This window comes from Rhizobium terrae, from assembly GCF_003425685.1.
In the GTDB taxonomy this organism is placed as follows: Bacteria; Pseudomonadota; Alphaproteobacteria; order Rhizobiales; family Rhizobiaceae; genus Neorhizobium; species Neorhizobium terrae.
In genome coordinates, this window is the sequence record NZ_QJKM01000006.1 from 340,659 (window position 1) to 362,985 (window position 22,327).

The following is a 22,327-nucleotide window of genomic DNA, read 5'->3' on the forward strand; positions in this document are numbered from 1 at the left end:
CAAGGGTTTGACCGGCGAAGGTTCACGCCTTGCCGAGGCGTTCGGCATCGTCCGAGGCGGCTTCGGCTGCCGCTTCCGCCTGGTGGGCGCGGTGGCGCGTGCGCCAGTCGCCGAGGAAGAGCAGGATCGGAGCTGCGATGAAGACGGAGGAGAGCGCCGCGACCGCGATGCCGAATACCATCGGCACAGCGAAGCTTTCCACCGCGCTGCCGCCCCAGATCGCCATCGGCAGCAGCGACAGAAAGGCCGTTGCGGAGGTATAGAGGCTTCGGGCGAGCGTTTCGTTGATCGATAGGTCGATCACGTCTCGCAGCGGCATCTTCTTGTAGAGACGCATGTTTTCTCGCATGCGGTCGTAGACGACGACCTTGTCGTTGACGGAGTAGCCGACGAGCGTCAGCAGCGCCGCGATGGCGGTCAGGTTGAAGTCCAGCCCGGTGATGGCGAAGAAGCCGATCGTCTTCGTGACGTCGAGAACGAGCGTGGCGATCGCACCCACGGCGAAGGGCCATTCGAACCGCGCCCAGATGTAGATCATCATGGCGATCGAGGCGAGGAAGACCGACAGGAAGCCGGCGGTCGCCAGTTCCCCCGAAACCTTCGGGCCGACCACTTCGGTGCGTTCCACCTTGGCGGTGTTATCGATCTTGACGACTTCGGCCTTCAGCTTTTCGACCGCATCGGTTTGGGCCTGTTCGCCGCCGGGCTGGCGCTCGACGCGGACGAGGACGCGGTTGTTGCCGCCGAATTCCTGCAGCGCCACTTCGCCCAAGCCCAGTTCGCCGAGGCCGGATCGGAAGGCTGCGAGGTCCGTCTCGTGCGCAGTGGTGACTTCCATCTGGATGCCGCCGCGGAAGTCGACGCCGTAGTTGAGGCCCGGCGCGAAGAACAGCACGACCGATGCAACCGACAGGATGACCGAGACGCCGATGCCGATGAAGCGGCCCTTCATGAAGTGGATATGGGTGCCGTCCGGAACGAGGTTGATCGGCAGGAGCGGCTTGATTTCGATCTTCTTCAGCTTGCGGCGGGCGGCAATGAAGACCATCACGACGCGAACGACCGAAACGGCGGTGAACATCGAGATCATGATGCCGAGGCCCATGGTGACGGCGAAGCCGCGCACCGGACCGGAACCGAACCAGAAGAGCAGCACGGTGGCGATCAGGCTGGTGACGTTCGAATCGACAATGGTCGAATAGGCGCGCTGGAAGCCTGCATCGATCGCGGCAAAGGCACTCTTGCCCTTGCGGGTTTCTTCCTTGATGCGCTCGTTGATGAGGACGTTGGCGTCAACCGCAAGGCCGATGCCGAGCACGACGCCGGCAATGCCGGGCAGCGTCAGCGTCGAGCCGATCAACGTCAGGCCCGCAAAGGTCAGGATGACGTTGATGAACAGCGCGATGTTGGCGAGGATGCCCCAGGCTCCGTAGAGGAACAGCATGAAGCCGACCACGAGGCCGAAGCCGATCAGGCCGGTGAAGATGCCCATTTCGATGGCGTCCGAACCGAGGTCGGCACCGACGGTGCGTTCTTCGATGACGGTCAGCTTGGCGGGCAGTGCGCCGGCGCGCAGCAGGGCGGAAAGCGTGTTGGCTTCCGAAACCGAGAAGCCGCCGGAGATCTGGCCCGAGCCGCCGGTGATCGGTGTACGGATGACCGGCGCGCTCAGCACCTTGTTGTCGAGGACGATCGCGAAGGGGCGGCCGACATTCTGCTGGGTGATCTGGGCAAAACGGTTGGCGCCGGCCGAATCGAAGCGGAAGTTGACGACCGGTTCGTTGGTCTGCTGGTCGAATGCGGCGCGTGCATCGGTAAGGCGGTCGCCGGAAAGCTCGACGCGGTCGAGGACCGGATACTGGTTGCCGCGCTCGTCGGAGAGCATGGTGACGCCGGTTTCGCCCTGCTGACCGAGCAGGTGGAAGCTCATCTTGGCGGTGGAGCCGAGGAGTTGGCGCAGCCGCGACGGGTCCTGTTCGCCCGGAAGCTGGACGAGGACGCGATCGGAGCCGACGCGCTGGATGGTCGGTTCGGCGACGCCCACCTGGTCGACACGCTGGCGGATGATTTCCAGCGACTGATCGACGGCTGCGGTGATGTGCGAATTAATGCCGGCTTCGGTCTGGGCGATCGAGATCGTGTTGTCGGTCGGCGTCGTGATGTTGAGATCGCTGCCGCCGACCGTCGTGCCGAAGCCGACCGGATTGGCGAGCGTCTGCAGTTCGGTGACCGCAGCACCGCGCTGGGCGGGGTCGCGGAGCGCGACAGTCACCGTCTCGCCGGCGCGGCGGATGGCGGTCGTGCTGATGTTCTTGTCGCGCAGCACGCGGCGGGCGTCCTGCAGGAGGCTCTGGACACGTTCGTTGATCAGGTCGGCACGGTCCACTTCGAGCACGAGGTGGGAGCCGCCGCGCAGGTCGAGACCGAGCGAGACGCGGTTATGCGGCAGCCAGCCGGGCAGGCGGTCGAGCGCCGACTGGGGAATGACGTTCGGAAGCGCGATCAATATGCCGACCAGGATGACGATGATGTAGGTCGTCACCAACCATGGGGAATTTCTCATGTATCTAATCCTGCTGAGCCCGCATCAAGCTTCGTGAGCGACGGGCGGGAAATCTTGTCGTCTGGGCGCCGAAGCGCGGTCTCTCAGGCAGCAGCCGGCGGGGCGCGCGGCAGCGGGGCGGGCCAGTGGGAAAGGGCCGGGTGGATGATGGAGAGAGCCGGCGCGATCGCCGCGGCATAGACGGGAAAAGTGGGGCTGATCGTGCCCGCGAGCAGGGCGCCGTCGCTGCTCGATGCATAAGCGCCCGCTCCGTCCTTGCGGTCAGCGGCGGCGAGTGCCCTGATCGGCTCGCGTTTCGAAAGATGCGGGGTTTCCGTTCCCTTGCCGGCCGACTGCAGGCCGCGCGGAAACTGTGCGTCCTTGACGGCGCCGGAAAGAATTCCGAAGAGGGCGGCGATCAGCAGGGCGGCGGCAAAGACCGGCCAGCGCGACCAGAGGCGATCCTCTTCGCGTTCGCGTCTCATCCGCTTGTCCCGCGGAAACGGCGCCATCCGCATCAGCTCCGGAGCTTGAATGTTCCGAAGCCATGCCTTCGGAACGAATTGCCGCCTTCTAAAGGAGAGGCTTGAGGCGGTCAATCGCAAGTCGTCGCGAACTTAAACGCCGATTGCGGCGGCATTTCAGACGGTCGCGGCCTTTCCCGCCGGAAACGGCGGTTACCGGTGGATCGGGTCCTTCCACAGGACTGCCTCCGGCTTTTCGACCGGCTCTATGTCGAGGTTCACCACGACCGGCTCCTGGCCGGAACGTACCAGCACGCATTCCAGCGTCTCGTCGCGGCTGGCGTTGATTTCCTGGTGCGGCACATAGGGCGGTACGTAGATGAAATCGCCGGGACCGGCCTCGGCGACGAATTCCAGGTTGTCGCCCCAGCGCATGCGCGCCTTGCCCTTGACGACATAGATGATGCTTTCGAGATCGCCGTGATGATGAGCACCGGTCTTGGCGTTGGCATGGATCGTCACCGTGCCGGCCCAGATCTTTTCCGCCCCGGCACGGGCATTGTTGATCGCCGTCGCACGGTTCATGCCGGGGGTCTGCGCCGTGTTCGGATCGAGCGAATTGCCGGGAATGACCTTCACGCCGTGCTCGCGCCAGTCCACGTGATGGCCGTCATCGTCATGATCGTGGGAATGATGATCGTCGTCGTGGCTATGGCTCAAGGTCCGCTCTCATTCGCTTGGACGGGGCTCACCAACTCTCGCGAGAAGGGGGTCCGCGAGCCCCTGACCGGCTTCATGCCGGCTGGGCGCCCACGTAGCTTTGCTTCCCCCGCATGATCAACGGGAACCTGGCGAAAGTCAAAGACTTGGTAAGAAAAGGTTGACCTTGCCGTTCCGGATCGGCACAGGCCGGAGGGTGTGGGACAGGTTCACCGATCAGCTCCGGGCTTGTTCTTCATGCGTTGCCGGCCCCCAATGGAAAGACCCTGCCGATGCAATGGGCATCGGCAGGGTCCAAAGAGGGGCCTGAGATTGGTTTGTGGGGCTTGTTTCGCTCAGATGTTTCGAATGAGCGGCAGGACTTCAAAGATGCCGTGATAAATCATTTCGACGGCTACGTAGACGATGACGGCAAGACCGAGATAGGCGATCCAGCGGAATCGGGAGAGCAGCTTGGCGACGAAGTTGGCAGCGACGCCCATCAGCGCAATCGAAACGATCAGGCCGATGACAAGGACAATCGAATGTTCCTTGGCGGCGCCGGCGACCGCCAGAACGTTGTCGAGAGACATGGAAACGTCGGCGACGACGATCTGGGTCGCTGCCTGGAGGAAGGTTTTCTGAGGCGTATTCTCTTCCGCGACGGCGACGGCATGGGCGTCGCCGTCCTGGCCTTCGCGCAACTCGCTCCACATCTTCCAGCAGACCCATGAAAGCAGAAAGCCGCCGGCGAGCTGAAGCCCCTTGATCGCCAGAAGGTAGGTGGCGACGACCGCAAACACGAGGCGCAGCACGGTGGCGGCGGAAATGCCGAACAAGATTGCTTTCTTTCGCAGCGAAGCGGGAAGACCGGCTGCGGCGAGACCGATGACAATGGCATTGTCGCCGGAAAGAACGAGGTTGATGGCAATGACCTCGATAAGGGCAGCAAAGCCGGCCGCTGTGAAAAGTTCCATCATGAAGCTTGAACCTGAAGGCGTGAATGGACGAAATGAAGGCTGGAATTCTAGTCACATTTTAGTGGCGATTGGTACAGGATGTTTCCAGACGTTTCGCAAGATAATTTTGCATTCTATCAAATCGCATTATCCATGATCGAAGAGAAGATCGCGGCATCGGGCCTCGCCGCCGGCGTGACGGCGTCCCCGCTCCGCAACCGCCTATGCTTGCCGCCGACTCACCAGTCTCCTATATGGCCGTCGGTAAAGCAGGACGGGGTTGCTCGTCCGCTGCGATCTGCAGGGAGACTTCCATGCCGCAAAATGCCGTGGTTCTGATCGTCGAAGATGAGCCGCTGATCCGATTTACGACGCTCGACGCTCTGGAAGAGGTCGGGCACAGGGTTCTGGAAGCGGGCAATGCCGATGAAGCCATGGTGTTGTTCCGCAACCGAACGGATATCGACATCGTCTTCACCGACGTCAACATGGCCGGCTCGATGGACGGCATTCAGCTCGCACAGCGCATCCGGGCCATCCGTCCAACGGTCGGCATCATCATCACCTCTGGTGTCGTCAATCTCGATCCCATGCTGTTGCCGGCCAATACCGTTTTCCTGCCGAAACCCTATCGGCACGACAGGCTGCTGTCGTCGATCCACGAAATGATGCCGTGAAGAGGCCAAGGCGGCGGAACCAAGCGGGGCCGATTTCGGTTATCGTCCGATCAACCGGAGGCATCAAAAGATGTTCATGAGGTTTGCCGTATTTTCTCTCATCACGCTGGCTTTTACCGGCGCTGTTTCGGCGCAGACGTCGGAAGGAGATCCGGCGACATTGCCGGGAGCCGCTCCGACCGCCCCCGGCGCCGGTCCGACCCGTTCGAACGCGCCCCTTCCGCCCGGCGTGACCGACCCGATGGCGACCAACAGCACGACGGGCACTGTCGATCAGGAAGATCACTGTCAGCCGCCGGGCACAGCCGCCAACAGCAATCCGAGCGCCGAGGCGCCGACGCTGCCGCGGCCTGAGCCGGCCTGCAACTGAGGTTCTCAAAAACCTCTTTACTCTTCGGTAATCTCTAGTAACTTAGTAGAGATTGAAGCGATGCCGGGGGAAGCATGTGTCCCGCGTCCCGGCGGCTTGCAAGACGACCCTTTCGCCCAATCTGAAACGGACGAGGAGTGTGTGCTTGATGACCTATGATGTCGCAGTCGTCGGTTCCGGTTTTTCCGCGATCGCCCTTACCATCAATCTCCTAAGGTTCCTGCCGTCATCCGCCTCGATCGCGGTTGTCGGAGACGATCCGGGTTTCGGCCGCGGCACCGCCTACCGCACCGAATTCTATCTGCATCGGCTCAACGTGCCTGCGGCGCGCATGAGCGCCTTTCCGGACAGGCCTGACGATTTCGTCGAATGGCTGCGGCGCCAGGGCAGGGCGGTCTTTGCGGAGGATTTTGCCTCGCGCGGCGATTACGGGCTTTATCTGCGCGATACGCTGGCTTCGCTGCTGAGGCCGCGTGAGCGGCGGGCGCATGTCGATTTCATCAAGGCGAAGGCGACGGCCTGTGTCGAATGTGAACGCGACGGCCTTGTCTTCTGTCTCGACAATACCGGAGAGCTGAAAGCGCGCAACGTCGTCCTGGCGCTCGGCGTCGGCAATGCCGACCTACCCTTGCCGGCGACGCGCATCGATCGGGACGTCCATTCGAGGATCGTCGAGAACCCCTGGCGACTCGGCTGGCTGTCGCGTGTCGGACGCGAGGACGAGATCTGCATATTCGGTTCGGGCCTGACGATGATCGACCAGGTGCTGTCGCTGCGCGCCCAGGGCCACCGCGGCCGTATCCACGTCCTGTCGCGCCGCGGGCTCGTGCCGCATGCCCATCCCTTGCGGCGCGCGGCACCGGTGCCCCCTGAATTGGCGGAAAGCCGGGAGATCAGCGCACTGCTGCATGCCCTGCGCCGGCAGGCGAGAGCGGGTGCCGACTGGCGGGGTGTCGTGGACGGGCTGCGGCCGCAGACCCAGGCTTTGTGGCAAAGTCTCAGCCGGGACCAGCGTTCAAGATTTCTGCGCCATGCGCTTGCCTGGTGGAATATCCATCGCCACCGGATCGCACCGGACGTTTCTGCCCGCTTCGACGCATTGCTGAAGGATGGTACCGTCACGGTTCATGCCGGTTTCCTGCAATCCCTCGATCGCGAGGGCGAGGGGGCCGGTATCCGCTACCGCAAGCGCGGAACGAAGGAGATCGTTTCTTTCCGCGCGGACTGGATCGTCAACTGCACCGGCATGGAGCGGGCCGGCATCGGCCATTCGCCGCTTCTGCGGGCCATGCGAGATCGTGAGATGATCGCAATGGACGATCTCGGCCTCGGCATTTCCGTCGATGCTCAGTCGCGTGTCGTCGATCCGCAGGGAAAACCGCAGCCTGGCCTTTTTGCGGCAGGCGCGCTGACTGCGGGGCAGTTCTGGGAAATCACGGCAGTGCCCGATATCCGCGTTCAGGCCAAGGCACTTGCCGAGACGATCGCCGGCGATATCGCCCGGAACTTGCCGTGGCCGGCCCGTATCGCGTGATTCTTCGCCTGTATAGGATGATTTTCTCCCAAGCCGATGCAGGCGGCAGGTTCCTTGCTTTCATATAGCAATGTGCGCGCTAATCTTGAGCAAGTCATTGCGCAGAAAGGAATTTTCATGGCTCTGAAACTCATCGGCCTCGCGGGTAGCTACAACCGTCCCTCCAAAACCTTTGCGCTGGTCAATCATGTCGCGGCAATCGCCGCCGATCACTATGGTTTCGATGCAAAGATTTATGATCTCGCCGATGTCGGACCGTCGCTCGGACAGGCCCAGCGTCAGAGCGATCTCGAGGCGGACGCCAAGAGCGTGCTGGCGGATGTCGTCACCGCGGATTTCCTGATCGTCGGGTCGCCCACCTACAAAGGCAGCTATCCCGGCCTCTTCAAACATTTCATCGATCTGATCGACCCGGAACAGCTGCGCGCCAAGCCGATCCTGATCACGGCGACAGGCGGTGGCGACCGGCACGCGCTGATGGTGGAGCACCAGCTTCGCCCGCTCTTCGGTTTCTTCATGGCGCATACGCTGCCGACCGCGATCTATGCGTCCGACCGCGATTTCACCGATTACCGGGTCGCATCGGAGGCTCTGCAGCAACGGATCGGCTTTGCCGTAAAGGAGCTTGCCGCCTTCTTTCCCGGCCGTGCCCTGGAGGCGGCCGAGTAACTTTACTTTCCCCCGCTTTGCCGTCATCAATGCCCGCGCAATGGTGAGCGAGAGGGGAAGTCGATGACGACAGCTGAAGAACGGGATATGGCCAAGATCGCCGAACAGGAGAAGGCGCTCGTCTTCGACCGGTTCGATCTGACGACCGCCTGGGAACTCGGGTCGATGCTGCGCGACATGGCGCTGGAACGAGGGGTCGGCATCGCCATCGATGTGAAGCTGCATTCCATGCCGGCTTTTTATCTCGCCATGCCGGGCACGTCCGCCGACAACGAGGGCTGGGTGCGCCGCAAGCGCAATCTCGTGCTTCGCTTCTTCCAGTCGAGCTACGCGATCGGCCGCAAGCTTGCCCATTTCCAGGATACGGTGGAAAACCGCTACGGCCTGTCTTCGGCGGATTATGCGCCGCATGGCGGCAGCTTTCCGATCACCGTGGCGGGCGTCGGCTGCATCGGCGCCGTAACCGTCTCCGGGCTGCCGCAGCGCGAGGACCACAATATGGCGGTCGAGGCGCTTGCCCGTTTGCTGAACAAGGATATTTCCTCCCTTCGTCTCGATTGAGTGAGGTGGATGATGGCCGGCCCGAATATAAAAACACCGAGGGAAGTCTTTTCCTTCTGGTTCAAGGAACTGACACGCAAGGACTGGTTCGAGAAAAACGACGCGCTCGACGAGGCGATGCGCAGGCATTTCTCAGCCACGCATCTGTCGCTCGCCCGCGGCGAACTCGATGCCTGGCGTGGATCGCCCGAGGATCGGCTTGCCGCCGTCGTCGTGCTCGATCAGTTTTCCCGCAACATGTATCGCGCGACGCCGTTGGCGTTTGCGGCAGACTGGCTGGCGCTGCGAGAAGCCAAGCTTGCGATCGAAGCGGGGGCTGACATGGCGGTTACCGCAGATGAGCGCTGCTTCTTCTATCTGCCGTTCGAACATTCCGAAGTGCTCGCCGAACAGGACCGCTCGGTCGAACTGTTCACGCTTCTGGGGGATGCCGATTATCTGGATTACGCGGAACGTCACCGGGCGGTGATCCGCGAATTCGGCCGCTTCCCGCATCGCAATGCGGTCCTCGGCCGGGAATCGACCGGCGCCGAGCTGGAATATCTTTCGAAGCCCGGCGCCGGTTTTTGATGCTTGTAATTTAGCGTCTGAACATTCGCGCAACGGCAATCAGGATGCAGGCGCCGATGAAGCCGGCAATGAGATAGCCGATCCAGCCGCCGAGCACGATGCCAAAGACGCCGAGAATGGCGTTGGCGATGATGGCGCCGACGATGCCCAGAATGATGTTCATGATGAGCCCCATGTTGCTCTTCATGAACTTTTCGGCGAGCCAGCCGGCAATGCCGCCGATGATGATGGCTGCGATCCAGCCGATGCCTGCTTGTTCCATGATCCTGCCCTCCATTTTGTTGGCACAAGGAAACGCGGGGAAATGTTCCCGGTTCCCGATTTTGTTCCAATTCCGTCGAGCGCGATAGTGGTTTCCTTTTCTTCGCCCAGAAGTCACTCTATTTTTGCCTTGCGAATCCGATCGAAAGACAAAGAGCAGACAGTTGGCAAAACCTTTCACGACCGGCCCTTCCTCCATATTGCGCCAGTTCCGCATCGCTTTCATGACCGTCGTCATGGGAGTTTTCGTCGCCGCGCTCCTGAATGCGGCCCCTGCGGTGGCGCAGGCTCAGGCGCCGCAGCAGCAGGCTGCGGATGTGACGATCGACTCCATCAACATGGAGATGAAGAACAAGATCGACGTCATCCGCAAGCGGCTCGATTCCTTCAGGAACCGCATCCAGAGCGACACGCAGGACGATGCGCGGCTTGCCGAACTCAGGGTTCAGGCGGAAGAGATCGTCGCCGAAATGCGGGCCGCCTCGGATGCGATGAAAACCCGCGTCGAGCAGATCCAGGCGCGTCTCACCAGTCTCGGCGACCCCCCCAAGGAAGGGCAGCCGCCGGAGGCGCCGGCCGTCGTAGAGGAGCGCAACCGGCTTCTCAACGAAAGGTCGGAGCTCAATCTCATCGTCGATGATGCCGGCAGCCTGTCGAACAGCGCCACGCAGATCGCCAACACGATCACCAATCTGCGCCGTACGCTGTTCACCCAGACGCTTTTCCGCCATACCGAACTGACGGGCGAGCTGTTTTCCGATGCCGGCAAAGCCTTCGTGGTCGAAGTGCGCAATTTCGGGGCGACGTTCGGAAGCTGGATCGGCTTCGTCTGGAAATTCAAGAAGCTGCAATTGCTGGGCGCGATCGCGTTGTCGATCGCCGCAGGCATGCTGTTCCTCTCGGGCGGCTATCGCCTCTTCGGGCGGTTCATCCGCCGCAACGGCCAGGAAACCCCGTCCTATATCCGCAGGCTTTCGGTCGCCTTCTGGTCGACGGTCATACAGACAATGTCGCTTGCGGCGTTCCTGCTTGCGTCCTTCCTTTTCCTCGACGGCTTCAACGTCCTGCGCGCGGACGTGTCGCCGATCGTCGCGACATTCTTCGGTTTCGTGTGGTTCGTCTATTTCGTATGGAAGCTCACTTACGGTGTTCTGGCGCCGGGTGAGCCGGAATGGCGGCTGGTGCGGATCACCAATCGCGGCGCCCGCCTGCTGACGGTCGCAGTGCTTGCGATGGCCATCGTCAACGGACTCGACTACCTTCTCGGAGCCATCAGCGAGGCGCTCAATTCGCCGCTGGTACTGACCATCGTCAAGACGCTGTTCGCCTCTGTCATCATCGGCCTCATCCTCATCGCGATCTCCTTCGTCAAACCGCGGCTTGTCGAAGGCGAGGATCCGGACGGGCCGGGGCATCAGTGGCCGCGCTTCTTCCCGCTTCTGCTGCGGCTCATGGGCGGATTGCTGATCCTTTCGGTCCTGACGGGCTATGTGGGCCTGGCGCGCTTCGCCTCGACCCAGATCGTGCTGACCGGCGCCGTCCTCGTCCTCATCTATGTCGGGCTTCTCTCCGGCAAGGCGATCTCCAAGCAGGGGGCGTTCACCGACACGTCCGCGGGGCGGAGGCTTGCGGAGCGGTTCAAATTCAACGAGGTGGCGCTCGATCAGGCGGGCCTTGTGGCGGGCCTCGGCATCTATGCCTTCGCGCTTCTCTTCGGCATCCCGCTGATCCTGCTCACCTGGGGGTTCCAGATCGCCGACATCGAAGCCTGGATCTATCGCTTCTTCACGGAGATCCGCATAGGTAACATTTCGATCTCGATCGTCGGCATACTTGGTGGCGTGCTGCTCTTCGGCGCAGGTTTCGTGCTGACCCGCTGGGTACAGAAGTGGATCGACGGCAATGTGCTGGCCCGCAGCCAGGTCGATCTCGGGGTCCGCAATTCGGTCAAGACCGGCATCGGTTATCTCGGCGTGGGACTTGCCGTGCTCGTCGGCGTTTCGGCGGCCGGGATCGATCTGTCGAGCTTTGCGCTCGTCGCCTCGGCTCTTTCGGTCGGCATCGGTTTCGGCCTGCAGAATATCGTGTCGAATTTCGTCTCCGGCCTCATCCTGCTCGTCGAGCGGCCGTTCAAGGTCGGAGACCACGTGGTGACGGGGGCGACGGAAGGCATCGTCAAGCGCATCTCCGTGCGCGCGACCGAGATCGAGACCTTCCGCAAGCAGTCGATCATCGTGCCGAATTCGGACCTCATCAATTCGCCGGTCGGGAACTGGACGCACCGCAACAAGATCGGCCGTTCCGAAGTGCCGGTTTCCGTCAGCGTTCATGCCGATCCGCAGAAGGTGATGGACATCCTGCTCGAGCTCGTGGATCAGGTTCCGGAAGTGCTGCGCAATCCCGAGCCGCATGTGGAATTCCTGAGCTTCGGTCCCTCGTCGCTGAATTTCGAGCTGCGCTTCCATCTGGCCGACATGGGGGACGGCTTGCGCATCCGCAACGATCTCAGGATCGCCATCCTGAAGCGCTTCCGGGAGGAGGGCATCGAGATTCCGTTCCCGCAGCAGGAGATCGTCCTGCACCGCGGCAGACCGATCCTGCCGGAGGAGGGCGACAGGCGGGGCGGGGCGTGAGCGCTTCCGTTTCCACCATTGTCACGGTCGTCGCGGGCGGGCTTTTCGCATGTCGTAATCAGGCGTTTGGACTGCCTGCCGGAATTGCATAGTCCCCAAAAGTTTTCGACATGGCCCGCAAGGCCGAAAAGGGGTTCATTCCATGAAGACACATGCACGGGCGGTGGTGATCGGCGGCGGCGTGGTCGGTGTTTCGACGCTCTATCATCTGGCCCGAAAGGGCTGGAACGACGCGGTGCTGATCGAGCGCAAGGAACTGACTTCCGGCTCGACTTGGCATGCGGCAGGCCTTCTGCCGCTTTTCAACCTCTCCTATTCGGTCGGCCAGTTGCATAAATATTCGGTGCGGTTCTATCAGGAACTGCAGGAGGAGACCGGCATGAATGTCGGTTTCTCGAAGGTCTCCAACATCCGTCTCGCCCGTACCAAAGATCGCTGGGACGAATACATGTATTATGCCGGGATTGCCGAGACGATCGGGGTCAAGGTGAACCTGCTCACGCCGGACCAGGTGAAGGAGATCTGGCCGCTCTGCGAGACCGACGGCCTGCTCGGCGCCATCCAGCATCCGGACGACGGGTATATCCAGCCGGCGGATCTCACTCAGGCGCTCGCCAAGGGTGCGCGTGATCGCGGCGCCACGATCTACCGCAACACGACCGTCACGGCGATCGAGCAGCAGCCGGACGGCCTCTGGAAGGTGACCACCGACAAGGGCGAGATTACCGCCGAACACGTCATTTCCTGCACCGGCAATTTCGCCCGCAGGACCGGCGAGATGGTCGGCATCAATATCCCGGTCATTCCCGTCGAACACCAGTATATCGTCACCGAGCCGCATCCCGCAATCCAGGCGCGCAAGGCCCAGGGCCTGCCCGAAATGGGCGTGCTGCGTGAATCGGACAGCGCTTGGTACATGCGCGAGGAGGCCGGTGGTCTGATCCTTGGGCCCTACGAAGTCGGCGCGCCCGTGTGCTACGTCGACGGTCCGTCCGACGAGAGCGAATACGAACTTTTTCAGGAAGATCTCGATCGGCTCATGCCGCATATCGAAGCGGCGATCGCCCGCGTCCCGGCCTTCGGCGACGTCGGCATCAAGAAAGTCTACAACGGTGCGATCGCCTACACACCGGACGGCAACCCGATCGTCGGCCCGGCGCCAGGCCTCAAGAATTTCTGGCTCAACGAAGGCCATTCCTTCGGCATCACCGCCGCCGGCGGCGCCGGCTGGCAGCTCGCCGAATGGATCATCGACGGCGAACCGACCGTCGACCTAATGGGGGTCGATCCGCGCCGGTTCGGGCCTTACGCAACGGAAGGTTATCTCATCGCCAAGAACGAGGAAGCTTATTCCAACGTCTTCACCATGCACTATCCGGACGAGGAGCGGTCCGCTGCGCGGCCGCTGAAGACCACGCCGATCTACGACCGTCTCAAGGCGCTCGGCGGTGTGTTCGGATCGGTCTATGGCTGGGAGCGCGCCAATTGGTATGCGCCGGCCGGTTATGAAGTACCGAAGGATCAGCTAGGGGTCGGGGCCGACGTCATCACCAATCACAACTACGCCGCTCCGCTGGAGGACGGTCGTATCGTCGAAAAATGGTCGTTCCGTCGTTCGAACTATTTCGAGCATGTGGGCAACGAGGTGAGACACGTGCACGAGAATGTCGGCGTGCTCGACATGTCGCCCTTTGCCAAGATCGAGGTCTCCGGTCCCGGTGCGCGGACCTGGCTGGACTCGATCTTCGCCAATGCCATTCCGAAAAAGCGCGGCCGCATAGCGCTCTGCCACATCCTGACGCCCGCGGGCGGCGTCAAGGCGGAGTTTACCGTCTACGAGTGGGCTCCCGGCCGTTTCTACATGGTTTCCGCCGGTGGCCTCGAAGCGCATGACCATGATCTCCTTTATCGCCTGGCGCCGAAGGACGGCGGCGTCATCCTGCAGCCGATCACCCAGAAATATGGGGTATTGGTTCTCGCCGGCCCGAAATCGCGTGATCTGCTCAGGAAGCTGACCCGCACCAGCCTGGACAACAAGGATTTCCCCTGGTTGACGGCAAAGCAGATTTCCGTCGGCGTGGCGACCGCCCATGCGCTGCGGGTCAATTTCATCGGCGAACTCGGTTGGGAACTGCATCACCCGATCGAGATGCAGACCTATATCTTCGACAGGCTGATGGAAGCGGGCGCCGAGTTCGGCATCAGGCCGTTCGGCATCCGCGCCATGAACGCCATGGCAGTCGAGAAATCCTATCGCAACATGGGCCGCGAACTGTCGATCGAATATAACGCCTATGAGTCGGCTCTCGATCGCTTCATTCGCCCGGAAAAGTCCTTCATCGGCCGCGATGCATTGCTGGCCTACAAGGAAAAGGGCCTGAAGTGGAATTTCGTGACGCTGGTGGTCTCCGGCAACAACGATGTCGATGCGCGCGGGTCCGAGGCGATCTACAACGAGGACGGGGAACTCGTCGGCCGGGCCACGGGCGGCGGCTTCGGCTGGCGTATCGGCAAGTCCGTGGCGCTCGCCATGGTCAAGCCGGATTATGTCGCGGCCGGCACCAGACTGAAGATCAAGATACTCGGTACCCGCTACGATGCGACGGTCGTGCCCGAAAGCCCCTTCGATCCGGACAACGCGGTGCTGCGTGCCTGATGTCCTCCGGCAGGGCTATATCCGGCTAAAAGTAAGAAATCATTGACGTTAACGGGCGGTCTTCAAGCCGCCCGTTCTATTTCGGGACCGGAGGCGCCCCCGATTAACGGTTCTGCAAATCGTTTGCATTACGGATGTTCCAGAGGGGATAATATCTGATCGATAGGGGCACCATGACATTCCTCGGCATTTCCGGGATGCAGTATTCCGGCCAATCACTGGCAGACTCCCGCATCCTGCTTGCGGAGGATTCCAACGTCTTCACCTCGATGATCGGCACCCGTCTCAAGGAGCTGTTCGGTATCAGCGTCGAAATCTGCCGGAATTTCGAGGATTTGCAGCTTGCCTACGACCACTCCTCGGAGCCGGTGACGCTGGCGATCTCCAATATCAACCTGCCTGGCGCCGAAAACGGCGAGGCCTTGGAATACCTGGTCGATCTTTCGATCCCGACGATCGTTTTTACCGGCACGTTCCATCAGGAAACGCGCGACAAGCTTCTCGCCAAGGACATCGTCGACTACATCCTGAAGGACAATGTCTTTGCGGTGGAGATGCTGGCCGAATCGGTTTGCCGTTTCCTCACCAACCACCGACATCACGTGTTGATCGTCGACGACAGCCCGACTGCGCGGGCGCTGCTTTCGAGCCGCCTGAAGCGCTACAATTTCCGCGTCAGCGTCGCCGAGAGCGGAGCCAGAGCCCTTGAGATTCTCAAGAAGAGCCCGGATATCGGCCTCGTCGTCACCGACTACAACATGCCCGACATCGATGGTTTCGAACTGACGCGCCGCATCCGTTCGGTGCGCGGCTCCCACGAACTCAGGATCATTGGTGTGTCGTCCTCCTCGAACCGGCTGCTTTCAGCCCGTTTCCTGAAGGCCGGCGGCAACGACTTCATGCTGAGGCCCTTCATCGACGAGGAATTCTACTGCCGCGTCAATCAGAACCTGGATACGCTGATCCAGATCTGGTCGATGCAGGCCAAGCGTCCCGAGTCGGTGGTCAAGAGCGTCGCCTGACCCCGAGGAAATTCGCATGCCCTATCTTCAGAGCCAGCATTTTCGCGACACGGAACGTCTGGCCTATGGCTGGGCTGCACCTTCGCCGGTGCAGATGGAAGCAGCGAATCTGACGGCCGATCCGCTGACGGGATTCCCCAACCTCAAGGAGTTTTATCGGCTTGGACCTCCCATGATCGCAGAATGCCTGACGGAGGAAACGCCCTGCGCCGTGGCGATCATCGATATCGACCACTTCCGGCGACTGAACGACAGTCACAGCGAGGAAATGGTCGGCCGGGTGCTGAAGGCGATCGCCGGAAAGCTCAGCGCGGCCTGTGCCGGCAGGCGCCATCTGCTGGCGCGTCTCGGTGACGAGGAGTTCGGCTTGATGGTCGTCGGCCTCGACGGCGCCTCGGCCACGGCATTGTGCGAAAAGCTGAGGCTGGAGATCGCCGCCATGCGGATGGAGGGCGGCAACACCGATTTCTCGATCACCGTCTCCATCGGGCTGGCGGATGTGTACGGTCCGGAAAATTTCGACAATTACCTCAACGCCGCCGAACAATTCCTATTCATGGCCAAGAACTACGGCCGCAACCAGGTTTTTTCGGATCACACGATCGTTTTGCAGGCGGCCGACTGAACCGCCGCCCTTGGTCTGAACCGCTTCCGCTCAGACGACCACGCCGGTCCGCGACGTGTTCATGTTGAGCTTGCGTTCGGCGCGCTCCTGCTGGGGCGAGCGGTTATAGACCTCGCGATAGCATTTCGAGAAATGCGAGGCGGAGACGAAACCGCAGGCGACCGCCACCTCGACGACCGGCATGGAAGATTGCACCAGCAGGTGACGAGCCCGATCCAGCCGGATTTCCAGGTAATAGCGAGCCGGCGAGCGGCCCATTTCCTGGCGGAACAGACGTTCTATCTGGCGGCGGGAGAGCCCGGCATCGTCGGCGATCTCCACCAGCGACAGCGGCTCGGACAGATTGTTTTCCATCAGTTCGATGATCGACAGAACCTTGGCGTTCTGCACGCCGAGGCGTGCACGCAACGGCAGGCGCTGTCGGTCATGCGGGTTGCGCACCCGGTCCGTCAACTGCTGCTCGCAGACGCGGTTGACGAGGTTTTCGCCGAAATCCTGGCCGATCAGGTTCAGCATCATGTCGAGCGAGGCCGTGCCGCCGGCGCAGGTGTAGAGGTTCGAATCGACCTCGTAGAGGTCCGCATAGACTTCCGCCTGCGGGAAGGCTTCCGCAAAACCCGGCAGGTTTTCCCAGTGGATCGCGCAGCGCTTGCCGTTGAGCAGGCCGGCCTGGGCGAGCACGTGCGCGCCGGTGCAGAGGCTGCCGACCGCGATGCCGCGATTGTAGGTCTCGCGCAGCCAGGCGTTGACGGACTTGTTGTGGAATTCCTCGACATAGATGCCGGAGCAGACCAGAACCATATTCGGCCGGTTCTCGCCGGAAAGGTGGCGGCGCTCGTCGGCCAGCGAGGAGTTGACCTCGAGGCCGATGCCGCTCGATGAATAGACCTTCTCGCCGTCGGCGGAACAGAGACGCCACGTATAGGCCGAATAACCGAGCATCCGGTTGGCGATGCGCAAGGTTTCGACGGCTGCCGCAAACGGCAGCATGGTGAAATGCGGAACGAGGAAGAAGACGAGGGAACGCTTCTTCGCCGGGCTTTTGCTCATCAAGTCCATGCAGTCTTCCCCTTCGCCATGGCCGTACATCGCGGCCTGCTTCTACTTCAAAAGCGACACTGGCACGAAAAAAGACAGGGGTGAAGGACTTTTGGCGACGAGCCGATGATATTTTTGCGACATCGACGTGTCGCAGGCATGTGCGGCGGCGAAAAGCTGGACAGAGCGGAGATCGGCTGGAGGCTACATGGCCCGCAGAACATTACAATCGGCGGACCATGTTCGGGAGGATATTCGCATAGGCTTATTTGCGGTGCGTGGCCACGTCCGTCGTCGGCCAGCCGATATCCTTGCGAATTTCCGGATCGAGGCCTTCGAGCATTCTCTCCGTCTGGCGGCGACGCCATTGATCGCGAAGCTTCAGGATCGGCAGAAGGGCCGAGCTGGGGAACGAGGCGAACGAGGACGACTGATGCCGCGAGCGGTCGCTCTCCTGATAGGTGATCATGGTCATGACAGTTCTCCTTGGGTCTTCATTTGAGGGGTTTCATGGCAGCGCAGACTGGGAGAATGAGCGCCACCAATCCATCAATCAATCGAATGCATGGAATGCGTCTCATGAAATTATGTTGCGTATCGACGCCTGCTTCCGATGGTTTGGACTATGCTCCGTATTTGACATTCAATCAAACGAAATGATATGGTCTTTAAGTTCAGATTTTTTGAATGGAGACTGTCATGACCATTCCGTTCCGTCCGCCGCTGCCGCTGCTCGACAACGACGTGCTGCGCACATTCGTGGCGATTGCCGAGACCGGCAATTTCTCGACCGCCGCCGATGCGGTGCTGCGCACCCCCTCGGCCGTTTCGATGCAGATCAAGAAACTCGAAGAGCAGTTGAAGACCACGCTCTTCCTGCGCGATGCCCGTTCGGTGTCGCTCACCCAGCATGGCGAAATGCTGCTCTCATACGCGCGGCGCATGCTGGCGCTCTCCAACGAGGCCGTGTCGCGCTTCGTGATGCCAGAGCTTTCCGGCGTCGTGCGCCTCGGTGCGCCGGACGACATCGCCGAGCGGCTGCTGCCGAAGGTGCTCAAGGATTTCGGCGAGAGCTTTCCGGGCATCATGGTCGATGTCACCGTCGACATGAGCCTCGCGCTGAGGAAGCGGATGGACGAGCAGAGGCTCGACCTGGCGCTGATCAACTGCGCGACGCGGCCGTTCCCGACGGTCGGCGAGATCATTCATACGGAAAGGCTTGTCTGGGCAGGCGCCAAATGCGGAACCGCCTATCTGCGCGATCCGCTGCCGATCTCCATTTGGGAAGACGGCTGCATCTGGCGCCAGGATGCCATCGCGCAGCTCGAAAAGCACAAGCGGACCTATCGGGTCGCCTATGCCAGTGCGCACACGATGGCGCAGCGCGCGGCCGTCCTTTCCGACCTGGCGATCGCGCCGTTCCCGCGCTCCTATGTCACCGAGGACATGCAGGTGCTGGGGCCTAAGGAAGGCCTGCCGGAACTGATCAGCTTCGACATCCGTCTTTTGACCGCACCCCAGCTTTCGATCCCCGCCAAGGCGGTGGCCGAAAGCATCCGCGAATCCTTCGGATCGCTGGTCGCTGCCGCCGCCTAGTCGCGGCTTCTGCGACGCCGGCGGCCGCCTTCACCGGAGGCGTCCGCAATCACCTTGCGCTCGGGCAGGGTGACGACCGTGCTCAGCTGCGGGAAAGCGTCGACCTTGTTGGGCAAGGCCATGGCAGCCACGAAATGCTCCTGAAATTTCGGCTCCAGTGCCGTCTCGATCTTTTCGATCTTCCGCACCGTGTCCTCGATCTCGCGACGATAGCCCCGGTTCAGCAGGCACATGCGCGCGCCGGTTCCGGCCGCGTTGCCGACGGATTTGACGCGGGCGAGATCGCAATCGGGAATGAGTCCCAGCACCATCGCATATTTCGGATCGATGAAGGTGCCGAATGCGCCGGCAAGCCCGATGCGGTCGACATTGCCAATACCCTGCTTGTCCATCAGCAGCTTCACGCCGGCATAAAGAGCTGCCTTGGCCAATTGGATGGCGCGGATGTCGTTCTGAGTCACCGTGATGCGTTGCTCGCCGTCGTGGACCAGATAGGAGAAGGTGCGCCCGTTTGGCAGGATGCGCGGGCTACGCGCGGCCAGCGAACCGTCCACGACGCCGTCTTCCGAGATGATGCCGGCGAGATACATTTCGGCCACGACCTCGATGATGCCGGAGCCGCAGATTCCGGTGACGCCGGTCGCAGCGGCGCCTTCGGCAAAGCCGGTTTCGTCCGACCAGGGCTCGACCCCGATGACCCGGAAACGCGGCTCCAGCGTCTCGGGATCGATTCGGACGCGCTCGATGGCGCCCGGAGCAGCCCGCTGACCGGAGGAGATTTCCGCGCCCTCGAAAGCCGGGCCGGTCGGCGAGGAGGCGGCCACGACGCGGGCGGAATTGCCGAGCACGATTTCCGCATTGGTGCCGATGTCGACCATCAGCATCATCTCGTCCTGACGGTGCGGGCCTTCCGAGAGGGTGGCGGCCGCGGCATCGGCGCCCACATGGCCGGCAATGCAGGGCAGCACATAGGCGCGGGTGCCTTCGTTCATCGGCAGGCCGATATCGGCGGATTTCACGTCGACCGCTCCGGAGACCGCCAGAGCGAAGGGCGCGCCGCCGAGTTCGGTCGGGTCGATGCCGAGGAAGAGGTGGTGCATGATCGGATTGCCGACGAAGACGCTGTCGAGAATATCCGTGCGCGAAACGCCACCTTGCTCGCACACCCTGTCGATCAGGCCGTTCAGTGCCTCGCGCACGGCCGCCGTCATCGCCTCGCGCCCGTCCGGGTTCATCATCACGTAGGAGACGCGGCTCATCAGGTCTTCGCCGAAGCGGATCTGCGGGTTGGACGTGCCGGCGGAGGCAACCGTGCGGCCCGAAAGCAGCGAGGAAAGATGCATGGCGATGGTCGTAGAACCGATGTCGCAGGCGATCCCGTAAGCCTCGTTCTTGAGACCTGGATAAAGGGCGATCAGGCGAGGGCGATCGTCATCGCGATCCCGATGGATCGCCGCCGTCACCTTCCACTCGCCCTTGCGGAGGATCTGTTGGACCTTGGGAATGAGATGGAAATCGACATCGATTTCATCGAAATGCCAGTCGGCGGCGAGTGCCGCCTTCAGCCGGTCGAGGTCGCCGAGCGGCTTTTCCATGTCGGGCTCTTCAACCTCGACATAACACATGCGGACCGCGGCATTGCGATCGAAGACGCGTTCGTCGGCCGCCTTGCGCACCACCTGCGCGTTGATCACCGTATCCTGCGGCACGTCGATGACGAGATCGCCGAGGATCTGCGCCGAGCAGGAGAGGCGGCGTCCTTCGGGAAGGCCGCGCACGCGGTCGTACCGTTCTTCCTTCGGACCAACGGGCGAGAGATGATCGTCGGAGGAGGTGATGCCATGCTTGGCGAAATTACCCTCCTGCACCGACACCTGACAGCGCCCGCAGGTCGCCCGGCCGCCGCAGACGCTCTCCACATAAACGCCGAGCTGGCGCGCGGCATCCAGCACCGGCGTGCCGACCGGAAACCGGCCGCGCTTGCCGGACGGCATGAAGAGGACAAGGGGATGGGCGGTGTTGGCGTTCATTCTATCGGTTCACGCGGGATTCATGGCCGGTTCTACTCCATTCTCGCAGCAGCGCCAGCCCGTGCTGCGCGACCACCACGGCGTCCAGCGGATGCAGCAGAGGCCGGCGATACCGCTGCAGGACCGCCTTCGGCCGACTTGTAGTCGCGATAGGTCATGATCCAGGTGCCGCAGTTCTGGTCGGTGCCGTTCAATACGTTGGCGGCGCGGACCGCTTCCATTTCCTGCGGCCGGCAGGGGTTCATGATGGCGCTCGTCATGCCGGCGCCGATCACCATGGGGATAAAGCCGGCATTGATGCCGTGGCGGTGCGGCAGACCGAAGGAGATGTTGGAAAGGCCGCAGGTCGTGTTGACCTTCAGTTCCTCGCGAAGGCGCCGCAGCAGCGCAAAGACCTGCAGGCCGGCCGAGCCGAGCGCACCGATCGGCATGACCAGCGGGTCGACGACGATGTCGTGCGGCTTGATGCCATAGTCGGCGGCGCGCTCGACGATCTTCTTCGCGACCGCGAAGCGCACGTCGGGATCCATGGAAATGCCGGTCTCATCGTTGGAGATCGCCACGACCGGCACGTCGTATTTCTTGCAGAGCGGCAGGATGGCTTCGAGCTTCTCCTCCTCGCCGGTGACGGAGTTGATGAGGGGCCGGCCTTTCGCAACCTTCAGCGCTGCCTCGATCGCCGCTGTTACCGAGGAATCGATCGACAGCGGCACATCGACGAGGTTCTGGACGATTTCCAGCGTCTGCACGAGAAGCGGCGGTTCGGTTTCATTGGGATTGACCGCCGTCACCCCGGCATTCACGTCGAGCATGGTGGCGCCGGCGGCCACCTGTTCCAGCGCATCCTTGATGACCGTGTCGAAATTGCCCTCGATCATTTCAGCCGCGAGCTTCTTGCGGCCGGTCGGGTTGATGCGCTCGCCGATCACGCAGAAAGGCTGGTCGAAGCCTATCACGACCTCGCGGGTTGCGGATGCGACGATGGTGCGGGTCATATGTTCCTGGCTCCCTGGTTCCTTGGGCGCTCCCTGCGGCGCCGAAATTCTTGTTGTCTTGCCTCAGGCGGCTTCGCGGCCGCCGGCCTTCACCAGCGCCACGAGCCGTTCCTTGTCATAGGCGGCTTCAAGTTCCGTCATCGCCTTGTCGGCCTCGGCCTCCAGATCGTCGGAAACCGGCACCGGATCGGCCTTGCGCCATTCGGCGAGATAGTCGTCGGTCTCGGACGCGCCGGTGCGCATGGCACACATGTCGATCGCTTCGGTGAAGCGCAGCGACAGTTCCCGCTTGGCGGTCTGGCGACCTTTTTTGATGATCACCTGCGCCGGGATATCCCGCCAGTAGACGACGATGCGGTCAGCCATGAAATCCTCCGTGTCGAGAACAAGCATGCACGGCCGGGAGGCACGGGACTGCGCTTGCCA

General features: G+C 62.0%; 21 protein-coding genes. 11 read left to right on the forward strand and 10 right to left on the reverse strand.

What is annotated here, in order from left to right; all coding sequences use genetic code 11:
* Positions 1–22 precede the first annotated feature (22 nt).
* The 4 genes from secD to DMO26_RS13645 all read right to left on the reverse strand — a co-directional run bounded on the left by secD (position 23) and on the right by DMO26_RS13645 (position 4,682).
* Positions 23–2,563 carry a protein translocase subunit SecD gene (gene secD, locus DMO26_RS13630; RefSeq protein ID WP_117192623.1) on the reverse strand — a complete coding sequence of 847 codons (2,541 nt, stop codon included), beginning with the start codon at positions 2,561–2,563 and terminating at the stop codon, positions 23–25.
* Positions 2,564–2,646: 83 nt separating this feature from the next.
* The gene (locus tag DMO26_RS13635; protein ID WP_162894879.1) at positions 2,647–3,027 is read right to left on the reverse strand and encodes a hypothetical protein; all 381 of its coding nucleotides are present in this window, start codon (positions 3,025–3,027) and stop codon (positions 2,647–2,649) included.
* A 192-nt stretch (positions 3,028–3,219) separates the two neighbouring features.
* Positions 3,220–3,726 (reverse strand): cupin domain-containing protein, encoded by a 507-nt coding sequence (locus DMO26_RS13640; protein ID WP_226951285.1) that lies wholly within the window; start codon positions 3,724–3,726, stop codon positions 3,220–3,222.
* Positions 3,727–4,061: 335 nt separating this feature from the next.
* The gene (locus tag DMO26_RS13645; protein WP_117192764.1) at positions 4,062–4,682 is read right to left on the reverse strand and encodes a TerC family protein; all 621 of its coding nucleotides are present in this window, start codon (positions 4,680–4,682) and stop codon (positions 4,062–4,064) included.
* A gap of 296 nt (positions 4,683–4,978) precedes the next feature.
* Between DMO26_RS13645 and DMO26_RS13650 the strand changes: the two genes are divergently transcribed.
* The 6 genes from DMO26_RS13650 to DMO26_RS13675 all read left to right on the forward strand — a co-directional run bounded on the left by DMO26_RS13650 (position 4,979) and on the right by DMO26_RS13675 (position 9,045).
* Positions 4,979–5,341, forward strand: coding sequence for a response regulator (locus tag DMO26_RS13650; RefSeq protein ID WP_117192628.1), 363 nt, complete (start codon positions 4,979–4,981; stop codon positions 5,339–5,341).
* 70 nt (positions 5,342–5,411) lie between these two features.
* The gene (locus tag DMO26_RS13655; protein WP_117192630.1) at positions 5,412–5,711 is read left to right on the forward strand and encodes a hypothetical protein; all 300 of its coding nucleotides are present in this window, start codon (positions 5,412–5,414) and stop codon (positions 5,709–5,711) included.
* A gap of 148 nt (positions 5,712–5,859) precedes the next feature.
* Positions 5,860–7,245, forward strand: coding sequence for an FAD/NAD(P)-binding protein (locus DMO26_RS13660; RefSeq protein WP_117192631.1), 1,386 nt, complete (start codon positions 5,860–5,862; stop codon positions 7,243–7,245).
* A 117-nt stretch (positions 7,246–7,362) separates the two neighbouring features.
* Entirely contained in the window at positions 7,363–7,914 is a 552-nt protein-coding gene (msuE, locus tag DMO26_RS13665; RefSeq protein ID WP_117192765.1) for an FMN reductase, read from the forward strand.
* A gap of 63 nt (positions 7,915–7,977) precedes the next feature.
* Positions 7,978–8,475 (forward strand): heme-degrading domain-containing protein, encoded by a 498-nt coding sequence (locus DMO26_RS13670; RefSeq protein ID WP_117192633.1) that lies wholly within the window; start codon positions 7,978–7,980, stop codon positions 8,473–8,475.
* Positions 8,476–8,484: 9 nt separating this feature from the next.
* Positions 8,485–9,045 carry a DUF924 family protein gene (locus DMO26_RS13675; protein WP_117192634.1) on the forward strand — a complete coding sequence of 187 codons (561 nt, stop codon included), beginning with the start codon at positions 8,485–8,487 and terminating at the stop codon, positions 9,043–9,045.
* A 10-nt stretch (positions 9,046–9,055) separates the two neighbouring features.
* Here DMO26_RS13675 and DMO26_RS13680 read toward each other — a convergent pair whose 3' ends face one another.
* Positions 9,056–9,307 (reverse strand): GlsB/YeaQ/YmgE family stress response membrane protein, encoded by a 252-nt coding sequence (locus DMO26_RS13680; RefSeq protein WP_117192766.1) that lies wholly within the window; start codon positions 9,305–9,307, stop codon positions 9,056–9,058.
* 235 nt (positions 9,308–9,542) lie between these two features.
* On the opposite strand from DMO26_RS13680, the gene DMO26_RS13685 reads away from it, so the two are divergent.
* The 4 genes from DMO26_RS13685 (at position 9,543) to DMO26_RS13700 (ending at position 16,242) form a co-directional block, all read left to right on the forward strand.
* Positions 9,543–11,939 (forward strand): mechanosensitive ion channel family protein, encoded by a 2,397-nt coding sequence (locus DMO26_RS13685; protein ID WP_404947051.1) that lies wholly within the window; start codon positions 9,543–9,545, stop codon positions 11,937–11,939.
* A 142-nt stretch (positions 11,940–12,081) separates the two neighbouring features.
* Positions 12,082–14,595: a GcvT family protein gene (locus DMO26_RS13690; RefSeq protein WP_117192636.1), complete on the forward strand. Its 2,514-nt coding sequence runs from the start codon at positions 12,082–12,084 to the stop codon at positions 14,593–14,595.
* Between the two features lie 173 nt (positions 14,596–14,768).
* Entirely contained in the window at positions 14,769–15,617 is an 849-nt protein-coding gene (locus DMO26_RS13695; protein WP_117192638.1) for a response regulator, read from the forward strand.
* Between the two features lie 16 nt (positions 15,618–15,633).
* Entirely contained in the window at positions 15,634–16,242 is a 609-nt protein-coding gene (locus DMO26_RS13700; protein WP_117192639.1) for a GGDEF domain-containing protein, read from the forward strand.
* Between the two features lie 30 nt (positions 16,243–16,272).
* On the opposite strand, the gene DMO26_RS13705 is transcribed toward DMO26_RS13700, so the two are convergent.
* On the reverse strand, positions 16,273–17,292 hold the full coding sequence (locus DMO26_RS13705; protein ID WP_117192768.1) for a GlxA family transcriptional regulator: 1,020 nt from the start codon (positions 17,290–17,292) through the stop codon (positions 16,273–16,275).
* 253 nt (positions 17,293–17,545) lie between these two features.
* Complete coding sequence (locus tag DMO26_RS13710) at positions 17,546–17,755, reverse strand: hypothetical protein (protein ID WP_117192641.1); 210 nt, start codon at positions 17,753–17,755, stop codon at positions 17,546–17,548.
* 224 nt (positions 17,756–17,979) lie between these two features.
* Here DMO26_RS13710 and DMO26_RS13715 point away from each other — a divergent pair, with 224 nt between their 5' ends.
* The gene (locus DMO26_RS13715; RefSeq protein WP_117192643.1) at positions 17,980–18,876 is read left to right on the forward strand and encodes a LysR family transcriptional regulator; all 897 of its coding nucleotides are present in this window, start codon (positions 17,980–17,982) and stop codon (positions 18,874–18,876) included.
* Here DMO26_RS13715 and DMO26_RS13720 read toward each other — a convergent pair.
* From DMO26_RS13720 to DMO26_RS13730, 3 genes are all read right to left on the reverse strand, one after another.
* Positions 18,873–20,906: an ASKHA domain-containing protein gene (locus tag DMO26_RS13720; RefSeq protein ID WP_117192644.1), complete on the reverse strand. Its 2,034-nt coding sequence runs from the start codon at positions 20,904–20,906 to the stop codon at positions 18,873–18,875. The genes DMO26_RS13715 and DMO26_RS13720 overlap by 4 nt on opposite strands.
* A 32-nt stretch (positions 20,907–20,938) precedes the next feature.
* A complete protein-coding gene (locus DMO26_RS13725) occupies positions 20,939–21,901 on the reverse strand; it encodes a methyltetrahydrofolate cobalamin methyltransferase (RefSeq protein ID WP_117192646.1) in 963 nt (320 codons plus the stop codon).
* 63 nt (positions 21,902–21,964) lie between these two features.
* A complete protein-coding gene (locus DMO26_RS13730) occupies positions 21,965–22,267 on the reverse strand; it encodes a virulence factor (protein WP_117192769.1) in 303 nt (100 codons plus the stop codon).
* Positions 22,268–22,327: the final 60 nt, after the last annotated feature.

Bases quoted from the DNA above. Each gene is read 5' to 3' on its own strand.
- DMO26_RS13730 (WP_117192769.1), bottom strand. From the start codon at position 22,267: ATGGCTGACCGCATCGTCGTCTACTGGCGGGATATCCCGGCGCAGGTG.
- DMO26_RS13690 (WP_117192636.1), top strand. From the start codon at position 12,082: ATGAAGACACATGCACGGGCGGTGGTGATCGGCGGCGGCGTGGTCGGT.
- DMO26_RS13720 (WP_117192644.1), bottom strand. From the start codon at position 20,906: ATGAACGCCAACACCGCCCATCCCCTTGTCCTCTTCATGCCGTCCGGC.
- DMO26_RS13655 (WP_117192630.1), top strand. From the start codon at position 5,412: ATGTTCATGAGGTTTGCCGTATTTTCTCTCATCACGCTGGCTTTTACC.
- DMO26_RS13700 (WP_117192639.1), top strand. From the start codon at position 15,634: ATGCCCTATCTTCAGAGCCAGCATTTTCGCGACACGGAACGTCTGGCC.
- DMO26_RS13675 (WP_117192634.1), top strand. From the start codon at position 8,485: ATGATGGCCGGCCCGAATATAAAAACACCGAGGGAAGTCTTTTCCTTC.
- DMO26_RS13680 (WP_117192766.1), bottom strand. From the start codon at position 9,307: ATGGAACAAGCAGGCATCGGCTGGATCGCAGCCATCATCATCGGCGGC.
- DMO26_RS13725 (WP_117192646.1), bottom strand. From the start codon at position 21,901: ATGACCCGCACCATCGTCGCATCCGCAACCCGCGAGGTCGTGATAGGC.
- DMO26_RS13650 (WP_117192628.1), top strand. From the start codon at position 4,979: ATGCCGCAAAATGCCGTGGTTCTGATCGTCGAAGATGAGCCGCTGATC.
- DMO26_RS13715 (WP_117192643.1), top strand. From the start codon at position 17,980: ATGACCATTCCGTTCCGTCCGCCGCTGCCGCTGCTCGACAACGACGTG.
- DMO26_RS13645 (WP_117192764.1), bottom strand. From the start codon at position 4,682: ATGGAACTTTTCACAGCGGCCGGCTTTGCTGCCCTTATCGAGGTCATT.
- DMO26_RS13670 (WP_117192633.1), top strand. From the start codon at position 7,978: ATGACGACAGCTGAAGAACGGGATATGGCCAAGATCGCCGAACAGGAG.
- DMO26_RS13710 (WP_117192641.1), bottom strand. From the start codon at position 17,755: ATGACCATGATCACCTATCAGGAGAGCGACCGCTCGCGGCATCAGTCG.
- DMO26_RS13705 (WP_117192768.1), bottom strand. From the start codon at position 17,292: ATGAGCAAAAGCCCGGCGAAGAAGCGTTCCCTCGTCTTCTTCCTCGTT.
- secD (WP_117192623.1), bottom strand. From the start codon at position 2,563: ATGAGAAATTCCCCATGGTTGGTGACGACCTACATCATCGTCATCCTG.
- DMO26_RS13660 (WP_117192631.1), top strand. From the start codon at position 5,860: ATGACCTATGATGTCGCAGTCGTCGGTTCCGGTTTTTCCGCGATCGCC.
- DMO26_RS13685 (WP_404947051.1), top strand. From the start codon at position 9,543: ATGGGAGTTTTCGTCGCCGCGCTCCTGAATGCGGCCCCTGCGGTGGCG.
- msuE (WP_117192765.1), top strand. From the start codon at position 7,363: ATGGCTCTGAAACTCATCGGCCTCGCGGGTAGCTACAACCGTCCCTCC.
- DMO26_RS13635 (WP_162894879.1), bottom strand. From the start codon at position 3,027: ATGAGACGCGAACGCGAAGAGGATCGCCTCTGGTCGCGCTGGCCGGTC.
- DMO26_RS13695 (WP_117192638.1), top strand. From the start codon at position 14,769: ATGACATTCCTCGGCATTTCCGGGATGCAGTATTCCGGCCAATCACTG.